This is a genomic window from Streptomyces sp. RK62, from assembly GCF_018070255.1.
Taxonomy (GTDB): Bacteria; Actinomycetota; Actinomycetes; order Streptomycetales; family Streptomycetaceae; genus Streptomyces; species Streptomyces nigra.
The window spans coordinates 72,529-99,160 of sequence record NZ_JAGPYD010000012.1 but is presented as its reverse complement, the minus strand read 5'-3'; the positions used below and the strand labels follow the sequence as shown (position 1 = coordinate 99,160).

The following is a 26,632-nucleotide window of genomic DNA, read 5'->3' as shown; positions in this document are numbered from 1 at the left end:
CTCACATGTCCAGGACGACGTCGGTCCGGGGCCGGGAGCAGCAGATGAGGGCCTGCCCGGCCGGCGGCGGCTCCAGCGGCGCGGGCGCGTAGCCGACCTCCCCGGACAGGACCGGGGTGACACAGGTGTGGCACACCCCGGTACGGCAGGCCCAGCGGGCCGGCACATCGCAGGCGTCGGCGAGGTCGAGCAGGCTGCGCGCCCCGTCAGGGAACGGCGCCGTCACACCACTGCGGGCGAAGGTGACCCGCGGTCCGGTGCCGGGCGGGCCGGGCGGCGGGTGCGGCGCCGGGGCGGTGATCCCGGTGAGGCCGGGGGTGAGGGACGGCAGGGTCGCGAAGAGTTCGGTGTGGACGCGGGCCGGGTCGACGCCCGCATCGGTGAGGGCCTGCCGCATGTCCGTCATGAAGGAGTCGGGCCCGCAGACGTAGGCGCTCGCCTCGGCGGGTACGCCCAGGGCGCGGACGGCGTCCGGGGTGAGGCGCCCCGGGGACGCGTGGGCCCGGCGGCGCTCCTCGGGGGTGGCCGCGCTGTAGTAGACGTGTTCATGGGCGTGCGGCAGCGAGCCGAGTACGGCGTGGGCCTCTCCGCCCAGGGGGTGTTCGCGCGGTCCGCGGGCGCCGTGCAGCCACCACACCTCCCGCTCCGGCGTGCGGGCGGCGAGCTCGTGGAGCATGGCCAGGACGGGCGTGACGCCGATGCCGGCGGAGACGAGGAGCACCGGTCCGGTGCCGCCGTCCAGGACGAAGTCGCCGCGGGGCGCCGCGACGTCGAGGACCGCTCCCGGGCCCAGGGCGGTCGTCAGATAGGCGCTGGCCGTGCCGTGCGGTTCGCGTTTGACGCTGATGCGGTAGCGGCCGGAGCCGGGCGCCGCCGAGAGCGAGTAGCTGCGGATGGGGGCGGGCGGCCCGGCACCCGGGACGCGCACCGTGAGGTACTGGCCGGCCCGGGCGTCGGGCAGCGGCGTCCCGTCGGCCGAGGTCAGGTGGAGGGAGACGACGGTGTCGGTCTCGGCGACCACGTCGGACACCCGCAGACTCCGGAACCCGTCCCAGGCGGGCGCCCCACCGCCGGACTCCCCGCCCTCGGCCTCGGCCAGCAGGTCCCGGAACGAGCCCTGCCAGCCGGGACTGAGGGCGGGCACCGCGAGCGCGCGGCGCAGCAGCGCCGGGTCCCGGCCGGGGAGGTAGAGGAGGGCGTCCACGTCGGCCACACTCAGCGCGCCGGGGCCGGGCCGGGTCCGGACGATCGGGTCGCCCGCCTGGATCAGCCCTTCCCGGATGACCCGCATGTAGAAGCCGGGCCGGTGGTGGGCGACGAGCAGCGCGGGCATCTCGGGCACGCCCAGGCGCAGCCCGACGCGGTAGCAGGTCACACGGGGCTGGGTGACCTCGAACTCCGCCTCGCCGACGCGGTACCGGTCGCCGATGCACACCTCGTCGTCGGGCAGCCCCTCGACGGTGAGGTTCTCCCCGAACTGGCCGTACGTGAAGTCGTCCCGCCCCAGGTGCCGCTGCCAGTACCGGTAGGAGTCGATCTGGTACACCAGCACGGCGCGTTGCTCGCCGCCGTGCCCTTGGAGGTCACCCTGCCCGTCCCCGTCGAGGTTGAGCCGGCGGGCCATGACCGGGCCGGGTACGGAGTGCTTCCAGACGCCCGTGCGGACGGTTCTGCCCTGCCAGGGCACGTCCTGGGGCATCCCCACGTTCACCGACAGCAGTACGGGCATCCGGGCGCTCCTTCCGGTACCAGTCAAGACGGGTCGGCGTCCGGACTCATGTCGATCATTCGGCGGACGACACTCATGTCGATCACCCGGCGGGCGACGCCTCGCGCAGCCCGAGCCGCCCGCCTCGCACACGCCGGGGCCGGAACCGCACCCGGCGCCCGGTGCCGCCCTCGTCCGGGGCGGCCGCGGGGTCCCACCACTCCACGGTCGCCTCGCCGCCGAGGTGCAGGGTGCGGCCGGTGGCGAAGTCGAGGAAGAGCAGGGCCGCGGCGGGGTCGACGGTGAGGTTGCCGAGGCTGGTGAAGAGGTTGTTCCCGGCGTAGTCCGGCCACCACAGCTCCCCGTCCTCGATCCTTACGAACCCGGGCGCGCCGCCCTTGTGGGAGGCGTCGGTGCCCCGGGTGGGGTGGGTCGTGCCGAGGAAGAAGGTGTCGGCGCGCGCGATCAGGTCGCGGTCGTGCTCGTCGAGCGTGTCCCGGTCGGCCACGGGGGCCGGTTCGCCGAGAAGCGGGGCGGCGGTGTCCGGGGCGAGCAGGCGGGGCTGGATGTAGGCCGGGCAGTTCCCGAACGCCTGGTCGACCTCGACGGTCAGGGTGTCGTCCGTACGGCCGGTCAGCCGCCCGTTGACCCGGATCCGGCGCCGGAGGCCGAGGTCGATCGCGAGCAGCCCGGCCGGTTGCGGCACGGGCAGGCCGTGCAGCGGATCGCCGGCCGGAGGGACGGCGGCCACGGTGAGGGTGGTGCCCTCCCCCGCCAGGAAGCCGGGCTCCCCGGTGAGCGGGGAGATCCACAGCTCACCGTCCCGGTCCCGGGCGGTCAGGACAGCGAACGTCCGTGCGGCGAGGGCCGCCCGCAGTCCGCCGCCCAGCCACGGCGGCTGGAGCATGCCGTGCAGCCGTCCGGCCGCCTCCGTGGCACCGGCCCGTTCCTGGACGGCACGCTCCCCCTCGTGGAAGCCCGATGCGCTCATGGGGACTCCTCTCCTGCCCGCCGCGGCGGCGGGCCCGTTCGGGACGGTGGACGGGGTCAGTCGAGGACGCGGCCGAGGAAGGCGCGGATGTCCCCGGCGATGGTGTTCAGATGGGACTCCAGGGCGAAGTGCCCGGTGTCCAGCAGCCGGATGTCCGCGTCGGGCAGGTCCTGACGGAACGCCTCGGCGCCCGCCGGGCCGAAGATCTCGTCGTTGGCACCCCAGACGGCGAGCAGCGGGACCTGGCTGTCGCGGAAGTACCGGTGGACCCGCGGGTACAGCGCGACGTTCGTGAGGTAGTCGCGGAAGAGCTTGAGCTGGATCCGGTCGTTGCCGGGCCGAGCCAGGAGGGCCAGGTCGTGGGTCCAGGTGTCGGGGCTGACCAGGCTCGGGTCCGGGACGCCGGTGACGTACTGCCAGCGCACGCCCTCCGGGGTGAGCGCGAACCGCACGGGGCCCTCGGTGTCGGGGCCCGGGTTCTCGCCGTACGCGAAGACGTCCTTCCAGAAGGACGGGACGAGCCCCTCCTCGTAGCCGTTGCCGTTCTGGGTGACGATCGCGGTGATCCGGTCGGGGCTCCTCAGGGCGAGCCGCCAGCCGATGGGGGCGCCGTAGTCCTGCACGTACATCGCGAACCGGTCGACGCCGAGCTGCCGGAGCAGCCCCTCGGTGACGTCGGTGAGCGCGTCGAAGGTGTACGGGAAGTCCTCCAGGGCCGGCATCGCGGACTGGCCGAAGCCGATGTGGTCCGGGGCGACGACGTGGTAGCGGTCGGCGAGCGCCGGGATGAGCCGGCGGAACATGTGCGAGCTGGTCGGGAAGCCGTGCAGCAGCACGAGGGTGGGCGCGTCCGGGTCGCCGGCCTCGCGGTAGAAGACGTCCAGGCCGTCGACGACGGCGGTGCGGTGGTGCACTGCGTACTCCATGGTTCTAACCCTCCTAGAGCTTTTGACCGGTTACACACACAGTCGACCACGGCTCACCTAACCTGTCAACACGCTTTGAAGAGTTATCCTCGATCGAGGGCGGGCAGGCGGTAGCCTGCGCAGGTCGAGACCGAGGAGACGGAATGGAGAGCGCACGCGTGGACCAGGACGCGCTGCTGGAGCTGCTCAACAGCACCCCGGTGGTCGACGGCGACGTGGAGGACCTGCTCGCCGACCCCGAGGCCGCCCGCGCCTGGCAGCGGGCGCACGGCGGCAGCGGGACCGCAGCCGAGCGCCGGCATCTCGTCGAGGCGCGCGATCTGCTCCAGCAGGTGGTTCGCGGCGACCTGCCCGCCACCGCCCTCGCCCCGCTGCTGGAGGGCGTCACCTCGCATCCGCACGTCGGCCCGGACGGCGTGACCTGGGAGCCGAAGCCGCCCGCCGACCGGCGGCTCGCGGTCGAGGCGGTGCTGGCCTGGGGCGCGATCCAGGAGTCACTGCCCGGAAGACTGCGCCCGTGCGCCAACGAGGAGTGCCGGCGGTTCCTGCTGGACCGCAGCAAGACGAACAAGGGGCGCTGGTGCTCGATGGCCCTGTGCGGCAACCGTATGAAGGCCCGGCGCCACTACCAGCGCACCCGCGAGGCGGCCGCCCGCCCATCGGACTGACCCCGCCCCCACCACGCCGGACGGGGACGGGGCCCGCCGGTCACGGCAGGATGGCGTCGACGTATCCGCCGTCGACCCGCACCGCGCCGCCCGTCGTGGCCGACGCCTGGTCGGAGCTGAGATAGACGACCATGTTGGCGATCTCCTCCGGCTCGATCAGACGCTGGAGCAGGCTCTGCGGGCGGTACTCGCGCATGAAGGCCCGCTGTGCCTGGTCCCACGGCAAATTCTTGTCGACCAGCTCGTAGACGAAGTCCTCCACGCCACCCGTGTGGGTGGGTCCGGCGATGACGGAGTTCACGGTGACGCCGGTACCGGCCGCCTGCTTGGCGAATCCGCGGCTCACCGCGAGCAGGGCCGTCTTGGACATGCCGTAGTGGATCATCTCGGCCGGCGTCACGATCGCCGAGTCGCTGGCGATGTTCTGCACCCGCCCCCAGCCCCGCTCGGTCATCCCGGGCAGGAACCGCCGGATCAGCCGTACGGCCGACAACACGTTGACGTCGAAGTAGCGCCGCCACTCCTCGTCGCTGATCTCCAGGGGGTCGGCGGAGCCGAAGATGCCGAGGTTGTTGACGAGGATGTCCACCTCCGGCAGGAGCGCGGCCACCTGCTCGACACCCTCCTCCGTGGTCACGTCCGCCGCCACGGGCACCAGGTCGGCGCCGGGCACCCGGCTGCTGAACTCGGCGACACCGCGCTCCACCCGGTCCCGGCTGCGCCCGTTCACCCCCACCCGCGCCCCGGCCCGGGCCAGCCCGACGGCGATCGCCGCGCCGATGCCCTGGGTGGAACCGGTCACCAGCGCGGTGCGGCCCTTCAGATCGATCTGCATGCCTAGCCCTTTCCCGTGTCCGTGCGTACGTCTTCGGGTACCCCGCGGCAACCCTTGCGTACGCCCTCAACAGGCGGGCGCGCCCATACGGCGTTCAACAACGCCGGCACCGGGGACGGACTCCCGGTGCCGGCGGGCAGGGTGATGTGGGGTCAGTTGAAGGGTTCGAGGGTGATGAGGGCCTGGCGCGGGTCGCCGTCGTGGACCAGGGACTCGTGGTGGCCGACGTCGTCGAAGGCGAAGGCGTAGGCCTTGCCGTCGGACATCTGGGAGTGGATCACGCGGGCGTAGTGGTCGGTGACGCCGTCCCGGTAGAAGTTGTCCGCGTTGGCGTCGGGCTGGTTGGGGTTGACCAGCAGGGTGGAGCGGTGGAAGCCGGCGCACAGGGTGCGTGAGATCGGGCCGCGGACCTGGTCGTTGGGCGCGTCGAGCTTGCGGTGACAGCCGAAGATCGACGAGGCGTCCGGCTTCTCGAACTGGGTGACGACGGCACCGGCGCTGTTGGTGAAGCGCATGACCCCGCCGGAGACCCGGCCGAAGTACTTGGTGCCCGGCTGATCGGCGAACGGCGTCACCGTCAGGGTCGCGGAGGTGTACTTCTGCCACACCCGGTTGATGTAGTCGTCCAGCACCGAGGCGGGCAGCGCGCCGGTCTCCAGGCCGTACAGCGGGGACAGCGCGCGCAGCACGGTGCCGTCGGCGCGGGTCTGGATCAGGTTGCCCCAGCCGCCGGACTGGGACCTGAGTCCGTTGAGGACGGCGTTGTAGCCGCCCGCCTTGAGCTTGCCGGTGGTGGCGGTGCTGCCGTCGGGGCGCTGCACGCCGACCGAGTACGGCGCGGAGAGCATGTCGACCTGGGTGCTGTTGAGCCACAGCCCGCTGTCGTTGAGCGTGTACTCGGACCAGTTGAAGAGGATGTTGCGGTTCGGGTCGCTGGGGTTCTGCACGGCGGGCTGGACGAGCCCGCCGGTGGTCAGCTTGAACACCAGTTTCTGCCCGTACGAGAAGTATACGCGGCCGGAGAACTTGGGCATCCGGATGGTCGTGGACTGCCCGGCGGCGGGGCCCGGTATGGAGGCGTCCGGCGCGGGGGTCGGCGGGTTGCCGCCGGCCGGCCAGGGGTGGAAGGTGCCGTTGGCGTCGGCCCAGCCCTGCCGTCCGGAGGAGAGCTCGGTGCCGAGGTTGTAGATGTACACCTGGTCGCCGCGCGCCGAGTTGTTGGTGATCTTCAGGGGAATGGTCGCCGGGACGGCGGCGTGGGCGGGTGGGGCCGTCCCGGTCGCCAGCAGGGTGCCGCCGAGGACCGTGGCGAGGGCCATGCCCGCCGCCGCGAGCCGGCGTCGGAAGGTCTTGCGCATGCTCCGTCTCCGTTCGACTGGGGGATCGAGGATGTCTGAGAGCGCTCTCAATGTCCCGCGCTGGTATGGACCTGTCAACAACTCAACCAATATCGACTGTCCCGACTGCCAGATAGGGCACGGGAGTCGGAGATCTCCGGGGTACGGCGACGGGAGCGGGGCGGCCCAGCGAGCGGCCGCCCCGCCTGGTCGACGCCGGGTCAGGTCCCGTTCAGCCAGCGGTCCGTGACGGCCAGGGCCGCCGCCATGATGCTCAGCTGCGGATTCACCTCGGGGCAGCTGGGCAGCACCGAGCCGTCCGCGATCAGCACGCCGCGCACCCCGCGCAGCCGTCCCTCGGGGTCGGCCGGCGACCGGTCCTCGTCGGCGCCGGCCGCGGCCGTGCCGGTGGGGTGGAACGCGGACACGTGCAACTGCCGTACCGAGACGTCCGCCAGCAGGGCCTCCAGTTCCGCCATCGTGCGGGCCCGGGGGGCGTGCGGCACGCCGGTCAGGACCTCCTCGGCGCCGGCCGCGAACAGCAGGCGCCCCATGGCCCGTTGGGCGCGCAGCAGTCGGCCCGCGTCACGGCGGTCCAGGTCGTAGCGGAGCAGGGTGCCGTGCCGGCCGAGGACGCGGCCCGAGGGCCGGTCGGCGATCATCGCCCCGAGCGTCGCCAGGTGCTCGGTGTGCTCCAGGGCCTGTCGAAGGGCACGTCCGACGCCGGGGAGTACGAAGGAACTCATGCCGGGCGGCGCGGCGGTGGCCTCGATGAGGATGCCGTCGGCGTGCAGTTCCTCGACCGCGACGCTCTGCAGGACGGCCCGTCCGCCGCCGACGGGGGCGGAGAAGCGGCCCGCGACGCTGAGGGCGGGGTGGACGCTGAGGTTGCGTCCGAGTGCCGGGTGGGCGCCGAGGCCGGAGCGGCGCAGCAGTTGAGGGGTCTGGAGGGCGCCGGCCGCCACCACGACCAGCGGGCTGAGGATCTCGAGCTCGCTGCCGTCGGGGCGGCTCACCAGGACGCCCGCGGCGACGGGGCCGCCCGGCCGGTCGCGGTCGGTGAGGAGCCGCCGTACGCGGGCGCCCGTGACGATACGGGCGCCGGAGGCGCACGCCTCGGGCAGCACCGAGAGCTGGACGCTCTGCTTGGCGCCGGTCGGACAGCCGACGACGCACTGGCAGGAGCCCTGGCAGCCGGGGGCGTTGCGGCGCAGCGGTCCCGCGGCCCAGCCGAGGTTCCGGGCGCCGGACAGGGCGAGTCTGCCGTTCTCGCCGAGGACGTCGAGCGGCTGCCGGGCGACGCGCAGGGTGCGTTCCGCCTCGTCGAGGTGGCCGGCGAGACCGTCGGCGGCGGCGAAGCCGTGGGTGGTGCGCCAGCGGGTGAGGACGTGGTCCGGAGTGCGGTAGCAGGTACCGGAGTTGACGACGGTGGTGCCGCCGACCGCGCGTCCGGTGGGCACGACGAGCGGAGGGGTGCCGTACGCGATCGTGGCGCCCGCGTCGCGGTAGAGGGAGGTGAAGCGGTCGAGGGGGGTCCGGCGCGCGAACGAGGCGGTGGTGTGGTGATCGCCCTCCTCCACGACGACGACCCGCAGCCCGGCGCGGGCCAGGGTGCGCGCCGCCATGGCCCCGCCGGCGCCGGACCCGACGACGACGGCGTCGGCGGTGGACCGGCTCGGCCAGGCGTCGGAGGGCGTGCAGTCCAGGGGCGGGTCGTCGGGGACGGATCCCGACGGCGGGGGCTCGGCGGCCAGCATCCGTTCGGTCCCGGCGGCGAGCAGGACGGGCACCTTGAGCGCGTCCAGGACGGGCAGGGCCGTGCGGTGGGCGGCCAGACCGGTCAGCAGGCGTTCGCGCTCCTCGGGGGTGAGGCCGGCCAGGCGGCGTCCGGTGCGGACCATGGCGTAGGCGTCGAGCGCGAGGGCCGCGCCGTGGACACCGGCGCGGGCGGAGCGCGGCATCGCGGCCAGCAGGGTCCGCAGGCGGCCCGGCACGGCCCGTACCCAGTCGGTCGTACCGTCGTCGGCGAGGAACGCGGCGCTGAGCGCGGGGAGCGTGGCGTCGGGGCGGGTGCTCATCGCTCGCCGACCTCCGCGTGGGCGGTGCCCGCAAGCCGCCAGTGCGCCTCCGGCCGCCACCGTCCCCACCAGCGCTCCAGGGTGATCTCCGCGTCGGCGCTCTCGCTGTTGCGGCAGACCGCGGCGGACCCGTCGGGGTCGGTGTAGTCCAGGGCCAGCGTGCGCTCCGGCGGCTGGGTCACCGTCACCCGGATACGGCGGAGTCCGGCCCGGCCGGTGACCTGCCAGCGGGGCAGGGCGAGATCCGCCGTGAAGCGGCCGGCTCCCGCCCAGCCGACGGCGGTGCGCTCGGCGCGCCTCGGCCAGGTCCGCCCGCCGTGCAGCAGCCGCAGGAAGACGAGCGGGGGCAGCCGGTCGAGTCCGGGGCGGGTGGAGCGCGCGGCGACGATCTCGAGGATGTCGCCGTCGCCGAGGTCGGCGTGGAGCCAGCCCCAGCGTTGCGCGTTGCCGTGGCCGTAGATGCGGGCGCTCGCGCCGAAGGCGCCGTCGAGGCGCAGTTCTTCGTCGCCGTAGCGGACGGTGCCGGTGTAGCGGCACCTGGAGGCCGGCAACATATGGCTGGCGGGCAGCCAGGGGTGGCGCCACGACCAGCGGGGGAAGGTGTGCACCGGCGCGCCCTGCGGGGTCTCGGTGAGCGACCAGGTGACCGGCCCCGCGCTGCCGGACAGCGCTCCGGGGGCGACCCGGACGCCGTCGGCGGCGAATCCGTCGGGGTTCTCCGTCACCGGGACGGGGCCGAAGCGGGCGTGCCGCACAGGACCGTCCTGGGGGAAGACGGCGGCCCAGCCGTGCGCGTGGGCGGCCGAGCCGTCCGTGGGGGCGACGACCTCGTGGTGCAGCCACACCCCGGTGCCGGTCGCCGGGTCGGTGAGGGTCGTGTACCAGACCTCGGTGCGCCCGGGCTCGCCGTCCCAGCGCGGTGCCAGGTGCCGTCCGGGGTCGGGCGTGGACGGGCGGGGGGAGCGGAAGCTCGCGAGGAACGGCAGGAGTTGGGTGCCGAGCGGGAAGCGGAGGGTGCCCGACCCGGCCGGCCGGCCCTTCTCGTACAGGCTGTACGGCAGCACGGTCATCGAGGTGACGGGCCGTGCGGGCGTGAGGGACTTCCAGCCGTCCAGTTCCAGGCGCCGGCCCTCGAGGGTGAAGGTCAGCCGGTAGCGGATGCGGCGGCGGGTCAGCGGGGCTATCTCCAACTCCCCCACAGCCTCGGCGTCGTCGGCGCGTCCCGCGATCCGCACCCGTCCGGTGAGCCGGGCCCGGGTGGTGCGGTGCGGCAGCACCACGGCGTCGGCGCAGGCCACGAGGTCGAGGCGGACGGGCCGTTCGCGGTCCTCGCCTTCCAGACGTACACGGCCCAGCAGGGTCTCCCGGAACACCGTCCCGCGGGCGCTCACCGCTGTCCGCCCTGACCGCGGCCGGTGTCGGCCAGCCCTTCGAGCATGATGCGTTCGGTCGCCGACAGATAGGCCCCGGCGGCCGTGCGGGCCGCGGTCTCGTCACGGGCGGCGACGGCCTCGACGACGGGGGCCAGCCGGTCGTGGGCGGCCCGGGCGTCCTCGAAGGGGCCGACCAGCGCCGAGCGCACCGGGAGGTAGGCGTTGAACAGGGTGTTGGTCAGCAGGACGTACACCCGGTTGCCGGTTGCGCGGGCCAGCGCGCGGTGCACCTCGGCGTCCGCGAGCTGCGCGTCCTCGCCGCCCTTCGCGTCGGCGACGGCCGCGACGAGCCGGCGCAGTTCGGCGACCTGGGCCTCGGTGGCGCGCGAGGCGGCGCGTTCGGCGATCAACGCGCCGATGCTGTGGCGGACTTCGAAGATCTCACCGATCCAGTCGGGGCTGTGCCGCACCAGCATCGGCAGCAGGTCGGCGCCGCCCAGCCGCAGGAAGTCGCGGACGCGGGTGCCCACTCCGTGCCGGGTCTCCAGGAGTCCCGCGTGCACAAGACGGCCGAACGCGTGCTTGAGAGTGGTGCGGTTGACGCCGAACTCGTCGGCGAGTTCCCGTTCGGGCGGCAGATAGCTCCCGGCCGGGTGCCGCCCGGCGAGGATCCGTTCGCGCAGGCGCTGTTCCAGGACGTCGACGACGGTCTCGCGCGGCAGTGCTCCCATGGCGGGCCCCCAGCGTGGGTGTGGTCCGGTGATGGCGTGGTCCAGTGACTGAGCCACTGAACCACCGTGGTTGACCACGCGTCAACAAGTCGCGCACACACGGTTGTTGAATGGGCGCCGCTCAGGCGGGAACACGCAGGGCGAGGAGGGCCACGTCGTCGTCGTTGTCGGCGGGGCGCACCCGGCGCAGCACCTGGTCGGCGAGGACGGAGAGCGGGCGGTGCACGGACGCGGCCGCGTGCCGGTGCAGCCGGTCCAGACCGACGTCGAGGATCTTGCCGTGCTCCTCGACGAGGCCGTCCGTGTACAGCACGAGGGTGCAGCCGGGCTCGAGGACGGTCTGCGCGTCCGGCCGTCTGGTGCGCAGCCCCGTGCCCAGGGCGACGCCGTGCCCGGCCTCGAGGAATCTGCCCACGCCGTCCCGGGTGATCAGCAGCGGCGGCGGATGGCCGGCGTTGGTCCAGGTCAGCTGCCAGGTGCCGTCGTCCAGTGACTCGACCCGGGCGAAGATCATGGTGGCCATGCCGACGTCGGTGATGTGCTCCATCGCCTCGTCGAGGCGCCTCACGATCCGGCTGGGCGGTTCGTTCTGCGCCCAGGCGTAGGCGCGGAGCATGTTGCGCACCTGGGCCATGCCGGCCGCCGCCTCCAGGTCGTGCCCGACGACATCGCCGATGGCCAGGGCCGTGGCCCCGTCGGACAGCGGGAACGCGTCGTACCAGTCGCCGCCCACCTGCGAGGCGTCGGGAGCGGGCAGATAGCGGGCCGTCATTTCCAAGCCGGGGACGCCCGGCATCTGGGGCAGGAGATGGTTCTGCATGGTCTCGGCGACCTTGCGCTGACGCTGGTAGAGGCGGGCGTTGTCCAGGGCGAGCCCGGCGCGGCGCGCGATGTCCTCGGCCAGCGGCAGGTCCGCCGCGGTGAACGCCACCGGCTCCGTGGCCCGGCCCATGGTCAGCGCGCCCAGCACCTCGCGGGCGCCGCGGATCGGGGCGATGGCCGCCGAGTGCATGCCCGTACGGTCGAACAGACGGCGCTGCTCGACCGCGATCCCGGAGTCCGGGGTGCCGTGGTACTGCTCGGGTCCGGTGAGGGTGGAGGCCACGCCCCGCAGGGCCCGGGACAGCGGCCACTGGGACTCCGCCAGGACGGGTGGCATGGGCCCCTCCAGGTCCTCGTGCCGCTTGAGCGTCGTGCCGTCCGCGTGGACGACGAGCTCCCGCCACACCTCGTCGCGCTCGGAGAGCAGGTCCACGACCACCCAGTCGGCCAGCCGTGGCACGACCAGATGGCTGAGCCGCCGCAGCATCTCCTCGGTGTCGAGCGTCGAGGTCAGCTGGGCGGTGGCCTCGGCCAGCAGGGCCAGGCGTTCCAGCTCGGTGAGGGTGGCGGCCGGTGTCTCCGCCGGGGACGCCGGCTCCTCCGGGGCCTCCTGCGGGTGGAAGATCACCAGGGTCCAGCCGGCCTCGTCGCCGTCGGACTCGTAGGGCGTTATCAGCCAGGCGACGGCCCGGACGGAGCCGTCGGGCAGCGCGAAGTACTCCGGCGCCCCCTGCGCGGTCCTTCCCGCGTGGAAGGCCTGGCGCATGGAGCACCGACTGTGCGGCAGCCGGTGACCGTGCGGGTCGCGGTGCAGCAGGTCGTGTGCGTCGTAGCCGGTGAGGTCGCCGGAGGCGCGGCCGAGCATGCGCTCCGCCTCGGGGTTCACCGCGATGATGCAGCCGCGTTCGTCCACGACGTAGGCGCCGGCGCCGAGGGCGGCCAGGGCCCGGGACAGTTCGGCGGGCGCAGGCGGGACGGCCTCTCTGCGCATGCTCTCGGTGCCCTGCGGCCCTTCCACGTCCAGCCTCCCTGCCGATCGGTCCGGGATGCGCACGCGCGTCCGCGCGCCCTGCCGAACCACGCCCGCCGCTCCCAGTGTGCCCTCCGTATGCCCCGCGACGGCCGAAAGCCACCTTCCTTGCACGGCCGCCGTCCCGGCTGGAAGATCCACGTGACCGGAGCGTACGGCGTGGCCGTCGCGTACGCGCGCTCCGGTGGGGAGGAGCCGGCATGGAACGGCGGACGGGCGGCCCGTACGGCCTGTTCGTGGGCCTGTGCACGCTGGACGTCCTGCAGCTCGTGGACCGTTTGCCGGGGCCCGACGAGAAGGTGACGGCACGGGAGCAGCTCGTGGCCGCCGGGGGCCCGGCCACGAACGCGGCCGTGACCTTCGCCCATCTGGGCGGCACGGCACGGCTGCTCACCGCGGTCGGCGCACATCCGCTGGGCGAGGGCGTCCGGGCGGACCTGGACCGGGCGGGGGTGACGGTGACCGACCTGGCGGCGGGCCGGGCGGAGCCGCCCGCCGTGTCGTCGGTGCTGGTCACCGCGGCCACCGGGGAGCGCGCGGTCGCCTCCACCAACGCCCGTGGGCACCGGCTCGCCCCTCCCCCGGACCTCGACGCCCGGGTGGCCGCCTGCGACATCGTCCAGCTCGACGGCCACCACCCCGCCCTGGCGCTCGCCACGGCCCGCGCCGCGCGTGCGGCCGGACGCCGGACCGTCCTCGACGGAGGCAGCTGGAAGCCGGGCACGGACGATCTGCTCCCGTACGTCGACGTGGCCGTCTGCTCGGCGGCCTTCCGCCCGCCCGGCACCGCGACACCCGACGACACCCTGCGGTTCCTGCGCTCCCACGGCGTCCCCTGGACGGCCGTCAGCCACGGGTCACGCCCCCTGGTGTGGTCCGGCCCGGACGACGCCGGGACGGTGGAGGTGCCCGAGGTCCAGGTGGTCGACACCCTGGGCGCAGGGGACGTCCTCCACGGCGCCCTGACCCACGGATTGGCCCGCCTGCCCGACCTGACCGGCCCCGCCTTCGCCACCGCCCTGCGCGCGGCGGCGTCCCTGGCCGCCCGATCATGCACGTCGTTCGGGACGCGGGCGTGGATGCGGGGAGGCTGAGCGGGGGCTCACCCGGTCCGGCCCGGCGTGCTCGGCGGGCACGCCACGCTGAGCGGGCTCACCGAGCCTGCCCGGGTGGACTCGCCGGCGGTCCCCGGCGCACCCGGACGGCTGTACGGCCCACCCGCGACGAATCGGGAGCCCGGCCCTCGGCTGACGGAACCCGTGACGCGGCCGTGCTCCGCGTTCGGCTACTGGAACCTGCCGATGCGGCCGTGCTCCGCGTTCCGCACTCGGTACTGCAGCGGGGCGCTCAGCGCAGCCTTTCGGGCGGGCGGGTGCCGGAGCCGACCCGTGCGGCGGGCACCCGGTATCGGAGTGGGCCGTCAGTCCGGGTCCGGGGTCGTCGGGGGGCGCATGATCCAGCGGATGGTGCGGGTGAGGGCCTGGCCTGTGGGGCGGATCGCCAGGTCCTCCACGACCGGGACGCGGGGCAGCCACAGGAGGCGGCGGGCCCACGGGGGCAGCAGGGACACGGCGTTAACGGCCAGGCCGCCGTAGAGGGGGCGGACCGCGAGGGGGACGGGCGGCTGGAGAAGGAGGAAGCGGGCGGTCGCTCGGGCCTCCGGGGTGGCCCGGAGTTCGGGGCGGTACGCGGCGAGGCGGGCGGACAGCTCGCGTCGGTCGCGCGGCGGGTCGGTCACGCCCAGCGCCGACGCCACCCGGGCGGCGTCGGCGACGTAGCCGTCGTAGCCGGCGGCGTCCAGCGGGTGTGCGCCGAAGCGCTCGTGGGCGCGGAGGAAGCTGTCGGTCTCGGCGGCGTGCACCCAGCCGAGCAGATGCGGGTCGGCCGCGTGGTACGGCCTTCCGTCGGCCGCGGTGCCGCGGATCCGCTCGTGGATGGCGCGGACCTGGTCGACCGCCCGCTGCGCGTCCTCGGCGGTGGCGTACGTCGTCACGGCGAGGAAGGTGCTGGTGCGCTGGAGGCGGCCCCACGGGTCGCCCCGGTAGCCGGAGTGCCCGGCGACCGCCGCCATCGCCAGCGGGTGCAGGGACTGCAGCAGCAGCGCGCTCAGGCCGCCGATGAACATGGACGCGTCGCCGTGCACCGAGCGGATCGGGCGGTCGGGGCCGAACCAGCGCGGCCCCGGGGTCAGATGGATCCGGGCGCGGGTCGCCGGGCCGTCGGGGCCGGCGACCCGGCGGAACAGGGCCTGTCCCAGCTGGTCACGCACCTCGTTCAGCACGGTCGGGCTCCCTTCCGTCCTCGGCGTCGTTCAGCCGGCGGCGGCCCGGGGTCCCGCCTCCCGGTCGGAGGCCGGCCACACGTAGGGCAGGTCGTCGGCCACCCCGGGGAACAGGGCGGCATACACGCCGGGGTCCTTGCGGACCAGCGCCGAGCGGTGGCTCTCGTGGAAGGCCTCGTCGCCGAGCCACGGCGGCAGCTCACCGGCCGCCGCCAGCTCCTCCTGCCCCCGGACGGGACCGGGCCGGTGCGCGGCCAGCCCGGAGACCAGGGAGGCCGCGCAGCTGTCCTGGTGCCCTTGGTCGCGCCAGACCCGGCAGATCTCCAGGCCGTACCGCACCAGGGCCTCCTCGTAGCCGACCCACATACGGACGGCCGGGTGCCGGCGCCAGCCGTAGCCGGGCACGGTCAGGCCGCGCAGGACCTGGAGCGCCTCGACGCGCTGCTTGCCCAGCCGGCGCCGGTCCAGCAGCAGCGCCGTCCGCCCGAAGTCGGGGTCCGGCAGGAACGTCTGCATACCGCCCCGCTCACTTCTTCCGCAGCGCGGACGGCTTGTGGACGGCCGACCTGCCGGACTTCTCGCTGCGCACCTCGTACTGCGGTTCTTCCGCGGAGGCGTCCACGGTGCGGCCTGCGGCCTCCGTACGACGGGTGATCTTCCGTTCGATGGTGCCCTCGGCGGTACTCCCGTGGCTCTTCCACGTCACCTCGTCACCCTTGGACAGCCGCTCGTCGTCGGACTTCTTCGCCTTCTTCGCCACCGTGATCCCTCTCTTTCCTCATCCCCCGTCCCGCGCGGGCGGGGTCGTCGGCCGGGACCCGCCCCGAGTGCCCGGCCGGTACCGGCCCAACCGGCACGACCGCCCCGGATGCAGGGGCGCGGGCCGAGTGCTGCAATGACTTCAGGGCCGGAGCCGGGCCACGCGTATGCCCCGCCGCCGCCGGGAGCGACCGGGCCCGCAGCGTCGTGTGAGGAGTGGTCATGCACCAGGACATCGCGGACATGGGGCCCGTCGACTACCTGATCGTCGAGTTCCCCGGCAGCCGGATGACGGGTGAGGGGCTGCCCCTCCTCGTGGACCTGGTCGACCGGGGGATCATCCGCGTCCTCGACCTGGCCTTCGTACGCAAGGGCACCGACGGTTCGGTCGAGGCCCTGGAGCTGCGGAACATCGGGGACGAGGTCGACCTCACCGTGTTCGAGGGGGCCTCCTCCGGGCTGCTGGACCAGGGCGACCTGGAGGACGCCTGCGCCGCGCTGGAGGCGGGCAACTCCGCGGCGGTGCTGGTCTACGAGAACCTGTGGGCCGCTCCCCTGGCCCGTGCGCTGCGGCGCGGCGGGGCCGAACTGGTGGCGAGCGGCCGTATCCCCATGGACACCCTGGTCGCGTCGCTGGACGCGGCCGAGGCGGCGGCGCCCGCGGGCGGGTCCGTCGTCGCGCGGTGAGCGCGTCCGCCCCGCCCCGGGCACACCTCAGCAGGGAGACGAACGACATGCCAGGACTGCTCCGCGGGGTCGCCCGCACGGCCGTCATCTCCGGGACCGCCACGGCGGTGTCCAACCGTGTCTCGCGCCGCCAGGCCGGCCGCTGGGCCGAACAGGACCGGCAGCGGCAGATGGTGTACGAGCAGGAGGCGGCCCCCATGGCGCCCGCCCCGCCCCCGCCCACCCCGCCCGCGCCGGTGGCGGCCGACGACATGACCGCGAAGATCGAACAGTTGAAGCAGCTCGGTGACCTCAAGGCCCAGGGGGTGCTCACCGAGGAGGAGTTCCAGGCCCAGAAGCGCCGGATCCTCGCTTGACGCACGACGAGCAGGGCGCGCGGGAGCCGTCCCCGTCCGGGGGACGGACCCAGCCGGAGGAGGCCGACCGGCTGCGCGCGATGCTGCGCGACCCGGCGTATCTGAGGGCGCTCGTCTTCTCCGCGCTGATCGGCGTCCCGGTGTCGCTGCTGGCGTTCTGGTTCCTGGCCGCGCTGCACCAGCTGGAGCACGCGCTGTGGGCCGACCTCCCCGACGCGCTGGGCTGGGACACCCCGCCCTGGTGGTGGCCGCTGCCGCTGCTGGCGGTCGCCGGGGTCTGCGTCGGCCTGGTGGTCCGTCACCTCCCGGGTGCGGGCGGGCATGTGCCGGCGGCCGGACTGCACGCCCCCGGCATGTCCGCGTCCGCTCTGCCGGGTGTCGTCCTGGCCGCGTTCGCCAGCCTGCCGCTGGGCGCCACCCTCGGTCCCGAGGCCCCGCTGATCGCGTTCGGCGGCGGCCTGGCCATGCTGTTCGCCCGGCTGGCCCGCGCGCCGACGACCCCGCAGAGCGCCGCGCTGCTCGGCGCGGCCGGTGCGGCTGCCGCCCTGCCGGCGATCTTCGGCAACCCGCTGATCGGCGCCGTGATCCTGATAGAGGTCGCCGGGGTGGGCGGGCCACGGCTGTTCGCGGTGATGCTGCCTGCGCTCCTGTCCAGCGGTGTCGGCTCCCTCGTCTTCACCGGGTTCGGCCGCTGGACGGGCCTGTCCACCGGCGGCCTGTCCCTCCGGCTGGGCGTGCCGACGCCGCACATCGACGCCGGGGACGTCGTCTGGTCGGTCCTGCTGGCCGTGGCCATCGGGATCGCCGTGCACCTGGTCATGAACACCGGGCGGCTCGCCGCGGTCTTCGTCGCCGGGCGCCCGGTGACCCGTACGGCGCTCTGCGCGCTGGGCGCCGGGGTGTGCGGGGCCGTCTACACGCTCGTCACCGACCGGAACCCGGCGGACGTGGCGTCGTCCGGTCAGGCCACGCTGGCAGGCCTCGCGCAGGACCCGCACGCGTGGGGGGTGGGCGCGCTGATCGCCGTCCTGCTGTGCAAGGGCGCGGCGTACGCGCTGTGCCTGGGCAGTCTGCGCGGCGGCCCCATCTTCCCGGCGCTGTTCCTGGGGGCGGCGGCCGGGGTGCTGGTGGCGCCGCTGCCGGGGCTGGGGGTCGTGCCGGGGCTGGCGGCCGGGATGGCGGCGGCGGGCGGGGCGGCGCTGCGGCTGCCGGTGAGCAGTGCGGTGCTGGTCGTCCTGCTCCTGGGCCAGGCGGAGATGACACCGGTGGTGCTGCTGGCGGCGGTCGTGGGGTTCGCGACGGTCGAGCTGCTGCCGCCGGGCCGTGCCGTGCCACCGGTCGGGAAGCCCGCCGAGGCCGCCGCGCCGGGCGCGCCGGAAGCCCGTACCGGGAGCGCGGGCAGCGTGTGACGGGTGGCCTCCGGATGCCCCAGTCGCGGGCCCGGTGCAGGACCGCATGCAGGGTAATAGGCCGCGGTCGGAAGCCCGCCGAGGCCGCCGCGCCGCGCGCCGGAAGGCCCTACCGGGAGCGCGGGCGGCGGCTGACGGGCGGCCTCGGGACGCTTCAGCCGCGGACCCGGTCGAGGCGGCCTCGGGCGCCTCGGTCTCGGCTCCGGTCGAGGGGCGCCTCGGGATCGCCTCAGTCCCGGCCCCGGTCCAGGGCCGCGTTCAGGGTGAGGGCCGCGTCGACCAGGGCCAGATGGGTGAAGGCCTGCGGGAAGTTTCCCAGTTGGCGGCCGGTGGGCGCGATCTCCTCGGAGTACAGGCCCAGATGGTTGGCGTACCCCATCATCTTCTCGAACACCAGGCGGGCCCGGTCGGTCCGGCCCGCGCGGGCCAGGGCGTCGACGTACATGAAGGTGCACAGCGAGAAGGTGCCCTCCGAGCCGGCGAGGCCGTCCGGCGACGCCTCCGGGTCGTAGCGGTAGACCAGGCTGTCGCTGACGAGTTCCTCCTCCATGGCGGCGAGGGTCGACGTCCACAGCGGGTCCTGGGGCGTGATGAAGCCGACCGTCGCCATTCGCAGCAGCGAGGAGTCCAGGACGTCGCTGCCGTAGTGCTGGACGAAGCCCTGCCGGGTCTCGCTCCAGCCCTTCGTCATGACCTGCCGGTAGCAGGCGTCGCGGGCCCGGCGCCAGCGGGCGGGGTCGGCGGGCCGGCCGTTGGCGTCGGCGAGGCGCAGCGCGCGGTCGAAGGCCACCCAGGACATGACCCGGCCGTAGGTGAAGTCCTGGCGGCCGCCGCGGGTCTCCCACAGTCCCTCCTCGGCCTGGTCCCAGTGGTCGACCAGCCAGTCGAGGTTGGTGAGCAGCGCGGTCCAGCCGTGGTGGCCCATCGGATGTCCGTGCCGGTGCGCGAAGTAGATGCTGTCGAGGGCCTCGCCGTAGATGTCGAGCTGGAGTTGGCCGGCGGCGCCGTTGCCGATGCGTACGGGTGCCGAGCCGGCGTATCCCGCCCAGTGGTCGAGGGTCTGCTCGTCGAGGTCGGAGGAGCCGTCGACCCGGTACATGATGTTCAGCGGGCCGGTGGTGCTGTCGCGTCCGGCGCGTTCCCTGACCCGGTCGGTCAGCCACTGGATGAACGTCTGCGCCTCCTCGGTGAAGCCGAGGCCGAGCAGGGCGTACACGGAGAACGACGCGTCCCGGATCCAGGTGAACCGGTAGTCCCAGTTGCGTTCGCCGCCCAGTTGCTCGGGCAGTGCGGCGGTCGGGGCGGCGACGACGGCACCGGTGGGCGCGAACGTCATCAGTTTCAGGGTGATCGCGGACCGCTCGACGGTCTCGCGCCAGCGGCCGGTGTAGCGGGACTGGTGCAGCCAGGACCGCCAGTACCGCACGGTCTCGTGGAACTCCTCGGTGTACTCGGCGAGCCGGATGGTGCGCGGGGTGCCGTCGCCGCCCCATTCCAGGACGAGTCCGCGTTCCTGGCCGGCCTCCAGCGTCATCGTGAAGTGCAGGGCGTCGCGCCGGTCGGCGAGGACGTCGATCAGCCGCTCGTCGTCCGGTTCCCGGATCGGGTGCACGGTGAGGTGGGTGCCGTCGTCGGCCTCGAACGTCGCCCCGTGCGTGGTGATGTGCACCCGGTGCGGGCGGCGCCCGTAGTCGAACCGGGGGGCGATCTCGACCTCGAACGTCATCCGGCCGCGGACACAGCGGACCATCCGCACCAGCCGGTGACGGTCCGTGACGGTGGTGCCGGTGACGGGCATGAAGTCGTGCACCTCGCCGGCGCCGGCCTCGGTCATGTAGCGGGTCACCAGGATCGCGGTGTCCGGCAGATACAACTGCTTGGTCGCGTAGGCGCCGTGGCGCGGCCGGACCGTGCAGTGCCCGCCGGCGTCCTTGTCCAGCAGACCGCCGAAGACGCTCGGCGAGTCGAACCGGGGGGCGCAGAACCAGTCGACGGCTCCGTCGGTGCTCACCAGGGCGGCGGTCTGCAGGTCGCCGATCAGCCCGTGGTCCTCGATGAGGGGGTAGTCGTCCATCGGGGCGGACCTCCCGGTGTGCGCCGGTCCCGTCCCCCCTCCGCCTCAGGGTAGGACGGCGGTCCGGGTTCGGCGCGCGGGGCTCCTGGGTCAGTCGGCCAGCCCGGAGACGCTCGTCCCCACCAGGTAGAGCCCGATGGCGACACTGCCGACGACGATGGCCTGCTCGGCGTGGCCGGCCATCCAGCCGCGCATCGCGAGCAGCCGCTGCCGGGCCCGCTCGGGGCGCAGCGCGAGGTAGGTCTCGGCGGCGAGCAGACTGGCGGTCGCGAGGAGGCAGTACGCGACGAGGACGAACCATGTCGACGTGTGGGAGCCGTCGGCGTCCACTACTGTGACGGCCCCCGCCGCCACCAGACCCCACGGCTGGAGCAGTACGGCGAGGACGGCCGCCGGCCAGACGGCACCCCGCTCCAGCCGGGACGAGAGGAACGACGACGAGCCGCCGGTGCCGTCGCCCTCGGACTCACGGGCCTTCCGGGCGCGGTGCCCGCCCGGCTCGCGTCCGCTCCGGCGCAGCAGGTGCCGGCGCAGGCCGTAACCGACCAGCGCGACCCCGATGGCGAGTTTCACCGCGAGACCGGCCGTGGACGGTGGTGAGCGCGGTTCCGGCGGGCTGCCGCCGGTCAGGGTGAGCACCAGGACCAGCACGGCGACGAAGCACGCCGTCCAGCCGGCGATGAAGGCCAGCCCGATCCGCGGGCCCCGGGCCGACGCCACCACGAGGACGAACGCCATCAGCGGGAGGGGATCGAGCGTGATGGCGAGGGCGACGAGCATCAGGTCGAGGACCATGGGCGACCCCATCGGGCACGGTACGGGTCGAGCGTACGCACGGCCGTCGCCCGCCCGCATCTTCGCGTGGGCCCGCGCGCACGGCGGCGGACGGCGTGCCGGGCATCGCGTCCTCGCGCACTCTGGAGGTGGGAAGGAGCGGCTCGATGGAGACTCGCCGGCGTCGGTCGTCCCCGCTGCGCGCCGCCTGGTGGCGTGAGCGTTCCCGGGCGACGGTCGCGTGGGCGAAGGCCGTCCACGCACGGCTGGAGCGCCGTTTCCCGGTGATCACGGGGATCGTGGACCGGCTGGTGGCGGTGAACATCTTCGACTCCGCCACCCGGATCGCCGCGCAGTGCTTCCTGACGGCCGTGCCGCTGCTGTTCGTGCTGAGCGCGTACGCGCCGGAGGCGCTGCAGGAGCAGGTGACGACGTCCATCACCACCGTGTTCGGGCTGACCGGGCAGGCGAAGGCCGAGGTGGAGCGGACGTTCCAGCCGCCGTCGGAGGATCTGCGGCAGGCGACCGGCGTGGTGGGCGGTCTCATGGTGCTGCTGTCGGCGACGGCGGTGAGCCGGGCGGTGCAGCGGCTGTGCCGCCGGGCCTGGCAGATGCCCCGTTCGCGGACGAAGGTGGCGCCGTGGCGGTGGCTGGCCTGGATCGGCCTGTGGCTGGCGGCGCTGGTCGTCCAGGGGCTGCTGCACAACGGGTTCGGGTTGGGGGCGGCGCTGGGCTTCCCGATCGTCCTGCTGATGCAGGCCCTCATGTGGTGGTGGACGCAGCATCTGCTGCTGGGCGGGGCCGTGCCGTGGGGGCCGCTGCTGCCGGGCGCCCTCATCACGGCGGTCGCGGTCAGCGGTCTGTCGGTGACCGCGCACTTCTACATGCCGCGGGCGCTCAACAGGGCGCTCACCGACTACGGTTCCTCCGGTTCCGTCTTCGTGCTGCTGTCCTGGCTGATCGTGGTGTGCGTCGCCGTGGCGATCGCCCTGAGCGTGGGGGCCGTCCTGTCCCAGGAGCCGTATCTGAGGCGCCGGTTGGGCCCGCCCCCGGAGTCACCGGACGCGCCCGGGCCGGACTGAGCCACGGGGCTGCGGATACGGCGTGGACGGGGCGGTCGTGCTGGCCTATGGTTCGTCCGCACGCGATCTTCCGCGGGCTTTTCCACTCGTCGCCCGTGGGGGGTCTTCGTCATGTCCTTTTCCTCTGACCAGCAACCGCGTCCGCAGTTGCCCGGCGCCGCCCGGCCGTCGTCCCGGGTGCTCCTGGTCGTCGTCTGCGTGCTGCTGGGAGGCATGGCGCTGAGCGACCTGTTCGCGGTGTTCGCTGGTCTGCGGCTGCGCTCGCTGGCCGGGAGCTCGCCCGAACGGGCGCTGGACGGCGGCTATGCGCTGTTCGAACGGGCGGGTGACGTCCAGGGGATGGTGTCCCTGCCCGGCGCGATCGTCTTCGTCGTCTGGTTCTTCCTGATGCGACGGGACCTGGGCGTGCTGGCGCCCGACGGGTTCCGCAACGGCCGCGGCTGGGCCATCGGGGGCTGGCTGATCCCGCTGGTGAACCTCTGGATGCCGTACCGCGTCGCGGTCGACATGTGGGGCGCGGCGGCGCCTCTGCCCCACGAGGGGCGGCCGCGCGGGACGTCGTTCTGGCCGGTGAACCTGTGGTGGGGGCTGTTCGTCGGCGCGACGCTGCTCGGCCGGTTCGCCGCGTCGTACTACTCCGACGCCGAGAGTCTCCAGGAGGTGCGAGAGGCCACGGCGCAGTACGCGGTGGCCGACCTCCTGCACGCCGGTACCGCCGTGGCCGCCGGGTACCTCGCGATCCGGCTGACGGCGATGCAGCGGGTCAAGGCCCTCGAGGGGCCGTTCGCGAAGTAGGTGAGCCGGGCGTGCCGTGGGCCGCCCGGCTCACGGCACGTCAGAGCTGTGCCTCGCGCTCCTCGTCGTCGGAGGCGGCGGCGGGGGTGCCGGTGCGGTCGCGGGTGAACCAGGCGACCGCCCACAGCGCGACGCCGACCAGCAGCAGCACACCCGCGATGCGGTACTCGTCGCCGGGGCGTCCGGACGACCACGGCAGCACGAGGTAGAGGCAGGCGACCGCGCCCACGACGGGCAGGACGCGGCCGGCCCGGAAGTGCGGGGTTTCCACGGTGTCCTTGCGCAGCACCAGCACCGCCACGTGCACCCCGGCGAAGACGGTGAGCAGCAGCAGCGACGTCGTGCCGCCGAGCAGGGCGACGACCGGGCTGTCGGGGTTCAGCGAGACGAACGTGATGAGGCCGAAGGCGATGACGGTGGTGAACACGATCGCCGTCTGCGGGGTGCGCCGTACGGGGTGCACCTTGGCCAGGAACGGCGGCAGGACGCCCTTGCGGCTCATGCCGTAGAGCAGCCGGCTGGCCATCATCATGTTGATCAGCGCCGAGTTGGCCACGGCGAACATGGAGATGAACGGCAGCAGGTCGGAGATGGGAAAGTCGGGTGCCGCCGTCCGCACCACGGTGGCCAGCGGTGTCTCGCTCTCCGCGAGCCGGCCGACGGGCACGACCGCGACCGCGCACACCGACACCAGGACGTAGATCAGGCCGGTGATACCGAGCCCCGTGAACATCATGCGGGGGAAGATCCGCGACGGTTCCCTGGTCTCCTCGGCCATGTTGACCGAGTCCTCGAAGCCGACCATGGCGAAGAAGGCGAGCGAGGTGGCGGTGCTGACGGCGAGGAAGACGTTCTTGTCGGAGGCGCTCTCGAAGGCGACGACCCGGGAGAAGTCGGCGTTCCCCCCGGCGATGAACCAGCCGCTGATCAGGACGACGAGCAGCAGACCCGACAGCTCCACGGCGGTCAGGAACACATTGACCTTGAGGCTCTCGCTGACGCCCCGCAGGTTCACGAGCAGCACCAGCGTCATGAAGCCGAGGGCGATCGCGAGGACGAGCCCGTCGCCGCCGTCCAGTCCGAATCCGGTGACCAGGTTGGCGGCGAAGGCTCTGGAGGCCGCCGACGCCGAGGTGATGCCGGAGCACATGACGGCGAAGCACACCAGGAACGTCAGGAAGTGCTTGCGGAACGCCTTGTGCACGTACAGCGCGGCACCGGCGGCCTCGGGGTACTTGGTGACGAGTTCCAGATAGGAGCAGGCGGTGATCAGGGCCACGGTGAACGCGATGACGAACGGCAGCCAGGCCGCTCCCCCGACCTCGCCCGCGACCTGGCCGGTCAGGGCGTAGATGCCGGTGCCGAGGATGTCCCCGACGATGAAGAGCAGCAGCAGACCCGGGCCCATCACCCGCTTGAGTCCGGGCTCCCCGTCCGGGTCGGTGGCGGGGTGGTCCTTCTGTCCCGTGGTTGACATGGCGTACTCCTCGTCGTGGTGGCGGCCGGGACCTCACTGATGACGACTACTGCCCTGATCGAACGGCCGCATGTGCGCGACGGGAATCGGGCTGCTGTCCGGCCCGCGGTACGGCGCGGGGAAACGTACGAGGCCCGTCCGCGTGTCGCGGACGGGCCTCGTGTCGGAGCGCCGGGCAGGCCTTGCACCTGCATCTCCCCGCAGGAAGCGGGGCGTCTTTCCTTGGACCACCAACGCAGGGTCGGTGACCGCGCGTTGCGGTGACCGGCTCTGGGAGCAGCTTAGTACATGTGGGCGAGTGCCCGCGCCCCCGGGCCGGTTCGTCCGTCAGTCCGTCGGTCGATCAGTCGGGGCAGTCGCCCTGCTGGAGGCGCTGGGGCCGGGACAGGGCGACCTGGTCCCGGACCACGCCGTCCTCGTCCTTCACCGGGGAGACGGCCGTGAAGTCGGTGATGGCCCAGTAGTGGTGGCCGTGGCCCTCCATCGGGCCGGTGCCGGTGTGCTCGTAGTCGATCCACAGCACCCCGGTGACCTCCTGCCGCTGGTAGCGGTGCTGGAGGTGTGCCTTGTGGCCCTTGGGCACGAACGCGCTGAAGCTCTGCGTACTGCCCGTCGAACGGCCCCAGGTGTGCTGGTAGCTGGTCTGGATCGACGCCTTGACGAGTTCGCTGAGCCCGATCTCGACGCCGGCGCCCACCGTGACGCTGTTGGAGGTCGAATACTCGTTGCTGTGGGACCAGGTGAGGTTGTTCTGCTCGTTGCCGCCGTAGCAGTTGGAGAAGTCGGCGGTGAGCGGCTTCCAGGTGCCGTAGCCCGTGGTCCGCGGCTCGGCGTACGGGTAGAAGCCGCAGGCGACGCCGGGTATGTCCTGCTCGCTCTCGGCGGCGCAGTCGCGGACGATCTGCTCGGCGGTGATCCGGTCGTCGCCGGAGGTCTCCGGGTAGGCGTCGGCGGGGGCGCCGAAGGCGGTGCCGTTCTCCAGGCAGACGTATCTGCCCTGACAGAAGGAGGGTGTCTCCGCGTGGGCGGTCGCCGTGCCGAGGGCGCCGAAGCCGAGGGTGGCCGTGGTGACGGCGAGCAGCCGTGCTCTGCGAGGGTGCATGGTGAATCTCTTCGTGTGGTGGGGGGTTGGGGCGGAGCCGGCCCTTCCGGGGACGTCCGCGCGCTCAGACCCTAGGCAGCCGGCCGGGTGCGGTACAAGCGTTCGAGTCAGAACGGCCGCAAGGAGTGGGCGAGTTGGGCCGACCCGTCGGTAACGGCTAGCGTGACTCGGCTCGGTGCTCCGGCCCGTGCCGGTGGACGGCGCACGTCGCGGGCGCAGACGTCCGCCCCGCGTCCGGACCGAACGGACGGGGGCGGGGGCGGACTTCGGCCAGACCGGGCACCGGATGCCGGGGGATCAGCCGCCCAGGAGGGGCAGGGTGAGGCCGCAGCGGACGGGGCGGGCGTGCGCCGGGTCGAGGGCGTTGCGCACGAGCTGGGCGGCGTTGGTGTCGTAGGCGAGCGACAGATGGTCGGACATGTCCTGCGGGCACACGTCCTGGATGAGGATGTTGCGGACGGTGGCGCCCGGTCCCGCCGTCAGGAAGTTGTTGCGGTAGGGCGTGGCGAACAGGTCGTACCGGGTGGAGACCACCGTGTACGAGACGCCCGGCTGTGTGTCGCCGTCGCGGTCGAGCCGGCGGTTCACGGCGGAGCCCACCATCTGGTCCGACCACGCCTGCCCGACGACGGCGGACACGGCCGGGTCCAGGCCAAGGCGGCCGGTGACCGTGCCGACGCCGGAGATGTCGCCGCCGTGGTTGGACGGGGCGAGGGCGATCAGCCGGCGCACCTTGTTGCGCTTCGGCTGTGCCGGGTCGGTGCCGCCCTCGAACCGCAGATACCAGCGCGGGGTCGGGCCGCCGCCCTGCGAGTGCCCGACGAGGTCGACCTTGCGGGCGCCGGTGGCCTTCAGGACGCGGTCGACGTACCGGGCGACCTGCCGGGCGGACTTCGGGATCGGCCCGGTGGCCTTGAACGGATTCCCGGGCGTGCCACCGTAGTTGGGGGCGAAGACGCAGTACCCCAGGCTCTTGAGGTAGGGGGCGAGCATGCTCCAGTTGGCGTAGGCGTTCGCCGCCGAGCCGTGCAGCAGGACGACCGGGCGGGGGTGTTCGCGCGAGGGCCGGCACGACCAGTCGTCGGCTCCGGCGGGGGCCGCCTCCGGGTGGACGAGCCCGTACGCCGCCGCCGCGGCGACGTCGAGGACCGGGCGCGGCGGTGCGGGGTCGGCGGAGGCGGTGGCCGTGCCGGTCAGCCCGAGGGCCAGTGGCAGGGCGACTCCCGCGCAGAGCGTCGCCCAGCGGCCGCGCGGCCGGTGCGGCCGGCTCCGGGAAACCTTCCGGTCCGCCATGGTCACTCCTCGTCTCCGGGCCGGCCCAGCGCCGACGCGAAGAT

The 26,632-nt window shown here is 73.7% G+C and carries 24 protein-coding genes; 7 read left to right on the top strand and 17 right to left on the bottom strand.

The window, feature by feature from the left end; all coding sequences use genetic code 11:
* Position 1 precedes the first annotated feature (1 nt).
* The 3 genes from KBY32_RS23555 to KBY32_RS23545 all read right to left on the bottom strand — a co-directional run bounded on the left by KBY32_RS23555 (position 2) and on the right by KBY32_RS23545 (position 3,625).
* Positions 2-1,729 (bottom strand): MOSC and FAD-binding oxidoreductase domain-containing protein, encoded by a 1,728-nt coding sequence (locus KBY32_RS23555; protein WP_210981509.1) that lies wholly within the window; start codon positions 1,727-1,729, stop codon positions 2-4.
* Positions 1,730-1,811: 82 nt separating this feature from the next.
* Complete coding sequence (locus KBY32_RS23550; RefSeq protein WP_210981508.1) at positions 1,812-2,699, bottom strand: pyridoxamine 5'-phosphate oxidase family protein; 888 nt, start codon at positions 2,697-2,699, stop codon at positions 1,812-1,814.
* A 56-nt stretch (positions 2,700-2,755) separates the two neighbouring features.
* Positions 2,756-3,625, bottom strand: a complete 870-nt coding sequence (locus tag KBY32_RS23545; RefSeq protein ID WP_210981507.1) for an alpha/beta fold hydrolase — start codon at positions 3,623-3,625, stop codon at positions 2,756-2,758.
* 143 nt (positions 3,626-3,768) lie between these two features.
* Here KBY32_RS23545 and KBY32_RS23540 point away from each other — a divergent pair, with 143 nt between their 5' ends.
* Positions 3,769-4,293, top strand: coding sequence for a CGNR zinc finger domain-containing protein (locus KBY32_RS23540; RefSeq protein WP_210981506.1), 525 nt, complete (start codon positions 3,769-3,771; stop codon positions 4,291-4,293).
* A 40-nt stretch (positions 4,294-4,333) separates the two neighbouring features.
* On the opposite strand, the gene KBY32_RS23535 is transcribed toward KBY32_RS23540, so the two are convergent.
* The 6 genes from KBY32_RS23535 to KBY32_RS23510 form a co-directional block, all read right to left on the bottom strand.
* Positions 4,334-5,128 (bottom strand): SDR family NAD(P)-dependent oxidoreductase, encoded by a 795-nt coding sequence (locus KBY32_RS23535; RefSeq protein WP_210981505.1) that lies wholly within the window; start codon positions 5,126-5,128, stop codon positions 4,334-4,336.
* 152 nt (positions 5,129-5,280) lie between these two features.
* On the bottom strand, positions 5,281-6,486 hold the full coding sequence (locus tag KBY32_RS23530) for a glycoside hydrolase family 64 protein (RefSeq protein WP_210981504.1): 1,206 nt from the start codon (positions 6,484-6,486) through the stop codon (positions 5,281-5,283).
* 200 nt (positions 6,487-6,686) lie between these two features.
* The gene (locus KBY32_RS23525; protein ID WP_210981503.1) at positions 6,687-8,543 is read right to left on the bottom strand and encodes a GMC family oxidoreductase; all 1,857 of its coding nucleotides are present in this window, start codon (positions 8,541-8,543) and stop codon (positions 6,687-6,689) included.
* Positions 8,540-9,934, bottom strand: a complete 1,395-nt coding sequence (locus tag KBY32_RS23520; protein ID WP_210981502.1) for a hypothetical protein — start codon at positions 9,932-9,934, stop codon at positions 8,540-8,542. Before KBY32_RS23520 ends, KBY32_RS23525 begins: the two co-directional genes overlap by 4 nt.
* Positions 9,931-10,647 carry a FadR/GntR family transcriptional regulator gene (locus KBY32_RS23515; RefSeq protein WP_210981501.1) on the bottom strand — a complete coding sequence of 239 codons (717 nt, stop codon included), beginning with the start codon at positions 10,645-10,647 and terminating at the stop codon, positions 9,931-9,933. The genes KBY32_RS23520 and KBY32_RS23515 overlap by 4 nt, the downstream gene beginning before the upstream one ends.
* Before the next feature lie 121 nt (positions 10,648-10,768).
* Positions 10,769-12,460 carry a SpoIIE family protein phosphatase gene (locus KBY32_RS23510; RefSeq protein ID WP_210981659.1) on the bottom strand — a complete coding sequence of 564 codons (1,692 nt, stop codon included), beginning with the start codon at positions 12,458-12,460 and terminating at the stop codon, positions 10,769-10,771.
* A 239-nt stretch (positions 12,461-12,699) separates the two neighbouring features.
* On the opposite strand from KBY32_RS23510, the gene KBY32_RS23505 reads away from it, so the two are divergent.
* Positions 12,700-13,593: a PfkB family carbohydrate kinase gene (locus KBY32_RS23505; RefSeq protein ID WP_210981500.1), complete on the top strand. Its 894-nt coding sequence runs from the start codon at positions 12,700-12,702 to the stop codon at positions 13,591-13,593.
* A 326-nt stretch (positions 13,594-13,919) separates the two neighbouring features.
* On the opposite strand, the gene KBY32_RS23500 is transcribed toward KBY32_RS23505, so the two are convergent.
* From KBY32_RS23500 to KBY32_RS23490, 3 genes are read right to left on the bottom strand one after another with little or no spacing between them, the layout of a single operon-like run.
* Positions 13,920-14,780, bottom strand: coding sequence for an oxygenase MpaB family protein (locus KBY32_RS23500; RefSeq protein ID WP_210981499.1), 861 nt, complete (start codon positions 14,778-14,780; stop codon positions 13,920-13,922).
* Between the two features lie 30 nt (positions 14,781-14,810).
* On the bottom strand, positions 14,811-15,296 hold the full coding sequence (locus tag KBY32_RS23495; protein ID WP_210981498.1) for an MSMEG_6728 family protein: 486 nt from the start codon (positions 15,294-15,296) through the stop codon (positions 14,811-14,813).
* A gap of 10 nt (positions 15,297-15,306) precedes the next feature.
* Positions 15,307-15,540 carry a DUF2945 domain-containing protein gene (locus tag KBY32_RS23490; RefSeq protein WP_210981497.1) on the bottom strand — a complete coding sequence of 78 codons (234 nt, stop codon included), beginning with the start codon at positions 15,538-15,540 and terminating at the stop codon, positions 15,307-15,309.
* A gap of 221 nt (positions 15,541-15,761) precedes the next feature.
* On the opposite strand from KBY32_RS23490, the gene KBY32_RS23485 reads away from it, so the two are divergent.
* From KBY32_RS23485 to KBY32_RS23475, 3 genes are read left to right on the top strand one after another with little or no spacing between them, the layout of a single operon-like run.
* The gene (locus tag KBY32_RS23485; RefSeq protein ID WP_234350887.1) at positions 15,762-16,226 is read left to right on the top strand and encodes a DUF6325 family protein; all 465 of its coding nucleotides are present in this window, start codon (positions 15,762-15,764) and stop codon (positions 16,224-16,226) included.
* A gap of 47 nt (positions 16,227-16,273) precedes the next feature.
* Positions 16,274-16,582: an SHOCT domain-containing protein gene (locus KBY32_RS23480; protein ID WP_210981496.1), complete on the top strand. Its 309-nt coding sequence runs from the start codon at positions 16,274-16,276 to the stop codon at positions 16,580-16,582.
* Complete coding sequence (locus KBY32_RS23475; protein WP_308293780.1) at positions 16,579-17,991, top strand: chloride channel protein; 1,413 nt, start codon at positions 16,579-16,581, stop codon at positions 17,989-17,991. The genes KBY32_RS23480 and KBY32_RS23475 overlap by 4 nt, the downstream gene beginning before the upstream one ends.
* A gap of 229 nt (positions 17,992-18,220) precedes the next feature.
* On the opposite strand, the gene KBY32_RS23470 is transcribed toward KBY32_RS23475, so the two are convergent.
* Together KBY32_RS23470 and KBY32_RS23465 are read right to left on the bottom strand one after the other, a co-directional pair.
* Complete coding sequence (locus KBY32_RS23470; RefSeq protein ID WP_210981495.1) at positions 18,221-20,065, bottom strand: glycoside hydrolase family 15 protein; 1,845 nt, start codon at positions 20,063-20,065, stop codon at positions 18,221-18,223.
* 90 nt (positions 20,066-20,155) lie between these two features.
* Positions 20,156-20,872, bottom strand: a complete 717-nt coding sequence (locus KBY32_RS23465) for a GAP family protein (protein WP_247689891.1) — start codon at positions 20,870-20,872, stop codon at positions 20,156-20,158.
* Positions 20,873-21,006: 134 nt separating this feature from the next.
* Here KBY32_RS23465 and KBY32_RS23460 point away from each other — a divergent pair, with 134 nt between their 5' ends.
* A complete protein-coding gene (locus KBY32_RS23460) occupies positions 21,007-21,921 on the top strand; it encodes a YhjD/YihY/BrkB family envelope integrity protein (protein ID WP_107096792.1) in 915 nt (304 codons plus the stop codon).
* A 111-nt stretch (positions 21,922-22,032) separates the two neighbouring features.
* Entirely contained in the window at positions 22,033-22,716 is a 684-nt protein-coding gene (locus KBY32_RS23455) for a DUF4328 domain-containing protein (RefSeq protein ID WP_210981494.1), read from the top strand.
* A gap of 40 nt (positions 22,717-22,756) precedes the next feature.
* Here KBY32_RS23455 and KBY32_RS23450 read toward each other — a convergent pair whose 3' ends face one another.
* From KBY32_RS23450 to KBY32_RS23440, 3 genes are all read right to left on the bottom strand, one after another.
* Positions 22,757-24,193 carry an APC family permease gene (locus KBY32_RS23450; protein ID WP_210981493.1) on the bottom strand — a complete coding sequence of 479 codons (1,437 nt, stop codon included), beginning with the start codon at positions 24,191-24,193 and terminating at the stop codon, positions 22,757-22,759.
* Positions 24,194-24,536: 343 nt separating this feature from the next.
* Positions 24,537-25,295 (bottom strand): hypothetical protein, encoded by a 759-nt coding sequence (locus KBY32_RS23445; protein ID WP_210981492.1) that lies wholly within the window; start codon positions 25,293-25,295, stop codon positions 24,537-24,539.
* 297 nt (positions 25,296-25,592) lie between these two features.
* Complete coding sequence (locus tag KBY32_RS23440) at positions 25,593-26,588, bottom strand: triacylglycerol lipase (protein WP_210981491.1); 996 nt, start codon at positions 26,586-26,588, stop codon at positions 25,593-25,595.
* Positions 26,589-26,632: the final 44 nt, after the last annotated feature.

What these genes read in the sequence shown, in the direction of transcription:
- KBY32_RS23555 (WP_210981509.1), bottom strand. Translation starts at nt 1,729, where the DNA reads ATGCCCGTACTGCTGTCGGTGAACGTGGGGATGCCCCAGGACGTGCCC.
- KBY32_RS23550 (WP_210981508.1), bottom strand. Translation starts at nt 2,699, where the DNA reads ATGAGCGCATCGGGCTTCCACGAGGGGGAGCGTGCCGTCCAGGAACGG.
- KBY32_RS23545 (WP_210981507.1), bottom strand. Translation starts at nt 3,625, where the DNA reads ATGGAGTACGCAGTGCACCACCGCACCGCCGTCGTCGACGGCCTGGAC.
- KBY32_RS23540 (WP_210981506.1), top strand. Translation starts at nt 3,769, where the DNA reads ATGGAGAGCGCACGCGTGGACCAGGACGCGCTGCTGGAGCTGCTCAAC.
- KBY32_RS23535 (WP_210981505.1), bottom strand. Translation starts at nt 5,128, where the DNA reads ATGCAGATCGATCTGAAGGGCCGCACCGCGCTGGTGACCGGTTCCACC.
- KBY32_RS23530 (WP_210981504.1), bottom strand. Translation starts at nt 6,486, where the DNA reads ATGCGCAAGACCTTCCGACGCCGGCTCGCGGCGGCGGGCATGGCCCTC.
- KBY32_RS23525 (WP_210981503.1), bottom strand. Translation starts at nt 8,543, where the DNA reads ATGAGCACCCGCCCCGACGCCACGCTCCCCGCGCTCAGCGCCGCGTTC.
- KBY32_RS23515 (WP_210981501.1), bottom strand. Translation starts at nt 10,647, where the DNA reads ATGGGAGCACTGCCGCGCGAGACCGTCGTCGACGTCCTGGAACAGCGC.
- KBY32_RS23510 (WP_210981659.1), bottom strand. Translation starts at nt 12,460, where the DNA reads ATGCGCAGAGAGGCCGTCCCGCCTGCGCCCGCCGAACTGTCCCGGGCC.
- KBY32_RS23505 (WP_210981500.1), top strand. Translation starts at nt 12,700, where the DNA reads ATGGAACGGCGGACGGGCGGCCCGTACGGCCTGTTCGTGGGCCTGTGC.
- KBY32_RS23495 (WP_210981498.1), bottom strand. Translation starts at nt 15,296, where the DNA reads ATGCAGACGTTCCTGCCGGACCCCGACTTCGGGCGGACGGCGCTGCTG.
- KBY32_RS23485 (WP_234350887.1), top strand. Translation starts at nt 15,762, where the DNA reads ATGCACCAGGACATCGCGGACATGGGGCCCGTCGACTACCTGATCGTC.
- KBY32_RS23480 (WP_210981496.1), top strand. Translation starts at nt 16,274, where the DNA reads ATGCCAGGACTGCTCCGCGGGGTCGCCCGCACGGCCGTCATCTCCGGG.
- KBY32_RS23470 (WP_210981495.1), bottom strand. Translation starts at nt 20,065, where the DNA reads ATGGACGACTACCCCCTCATCGAGGACCACGGGCTGATCGGCGACCTG.
- KBY32_RS23465 (WP_247689891.1), bottom strand. Translation starts at nt 20,872, where the DNA reads ATGGGGTCGCCCATGGTCCTCGACCTGATGCTCGTCGCCCTCGCCATC.
- KBY32_RS23460 (WP_107096792.1), top strand. Translation starts at nt 21,007, where the DNA reads ATGGAGACTCGCCGGCGTCGGTCGTCCCCGCTGCGCGCCGCCTGGTGG.
- KBY32_RS23455 (WP_210981494.1), top strand. Translation starts at nt 22,033, where the DNA reads ATGTCCTTTTCCTCTGACCAGCAACCGCGTCCGCAGTTGCCCGGCGCC.
- KBY32_RS23450 (WP_210981493.1), bottom strand. Translation starts at nt 24,193, where the DNA reads ATGTCAACCACGGGACAGAAGGACCACCCCGCCACCGACCCGGACGGG.
- KBY32_RS23445 (WP_210981492.1), bottom strand. Translation starts at nt 25,295, where the DNA reads ATGCACCCTCGCAGAGCACGGCTGCTCGCCGTCACCACGGCCACCCTC.
- KBY32_RS23440 (WP_210981491.1), bottom strand. Translation starts at nt 26,588, where the DNA reads ATGGCGGACCGGAAGGTTTCCCGGAGCCGGCCGCACCGGCCGCGCGGC.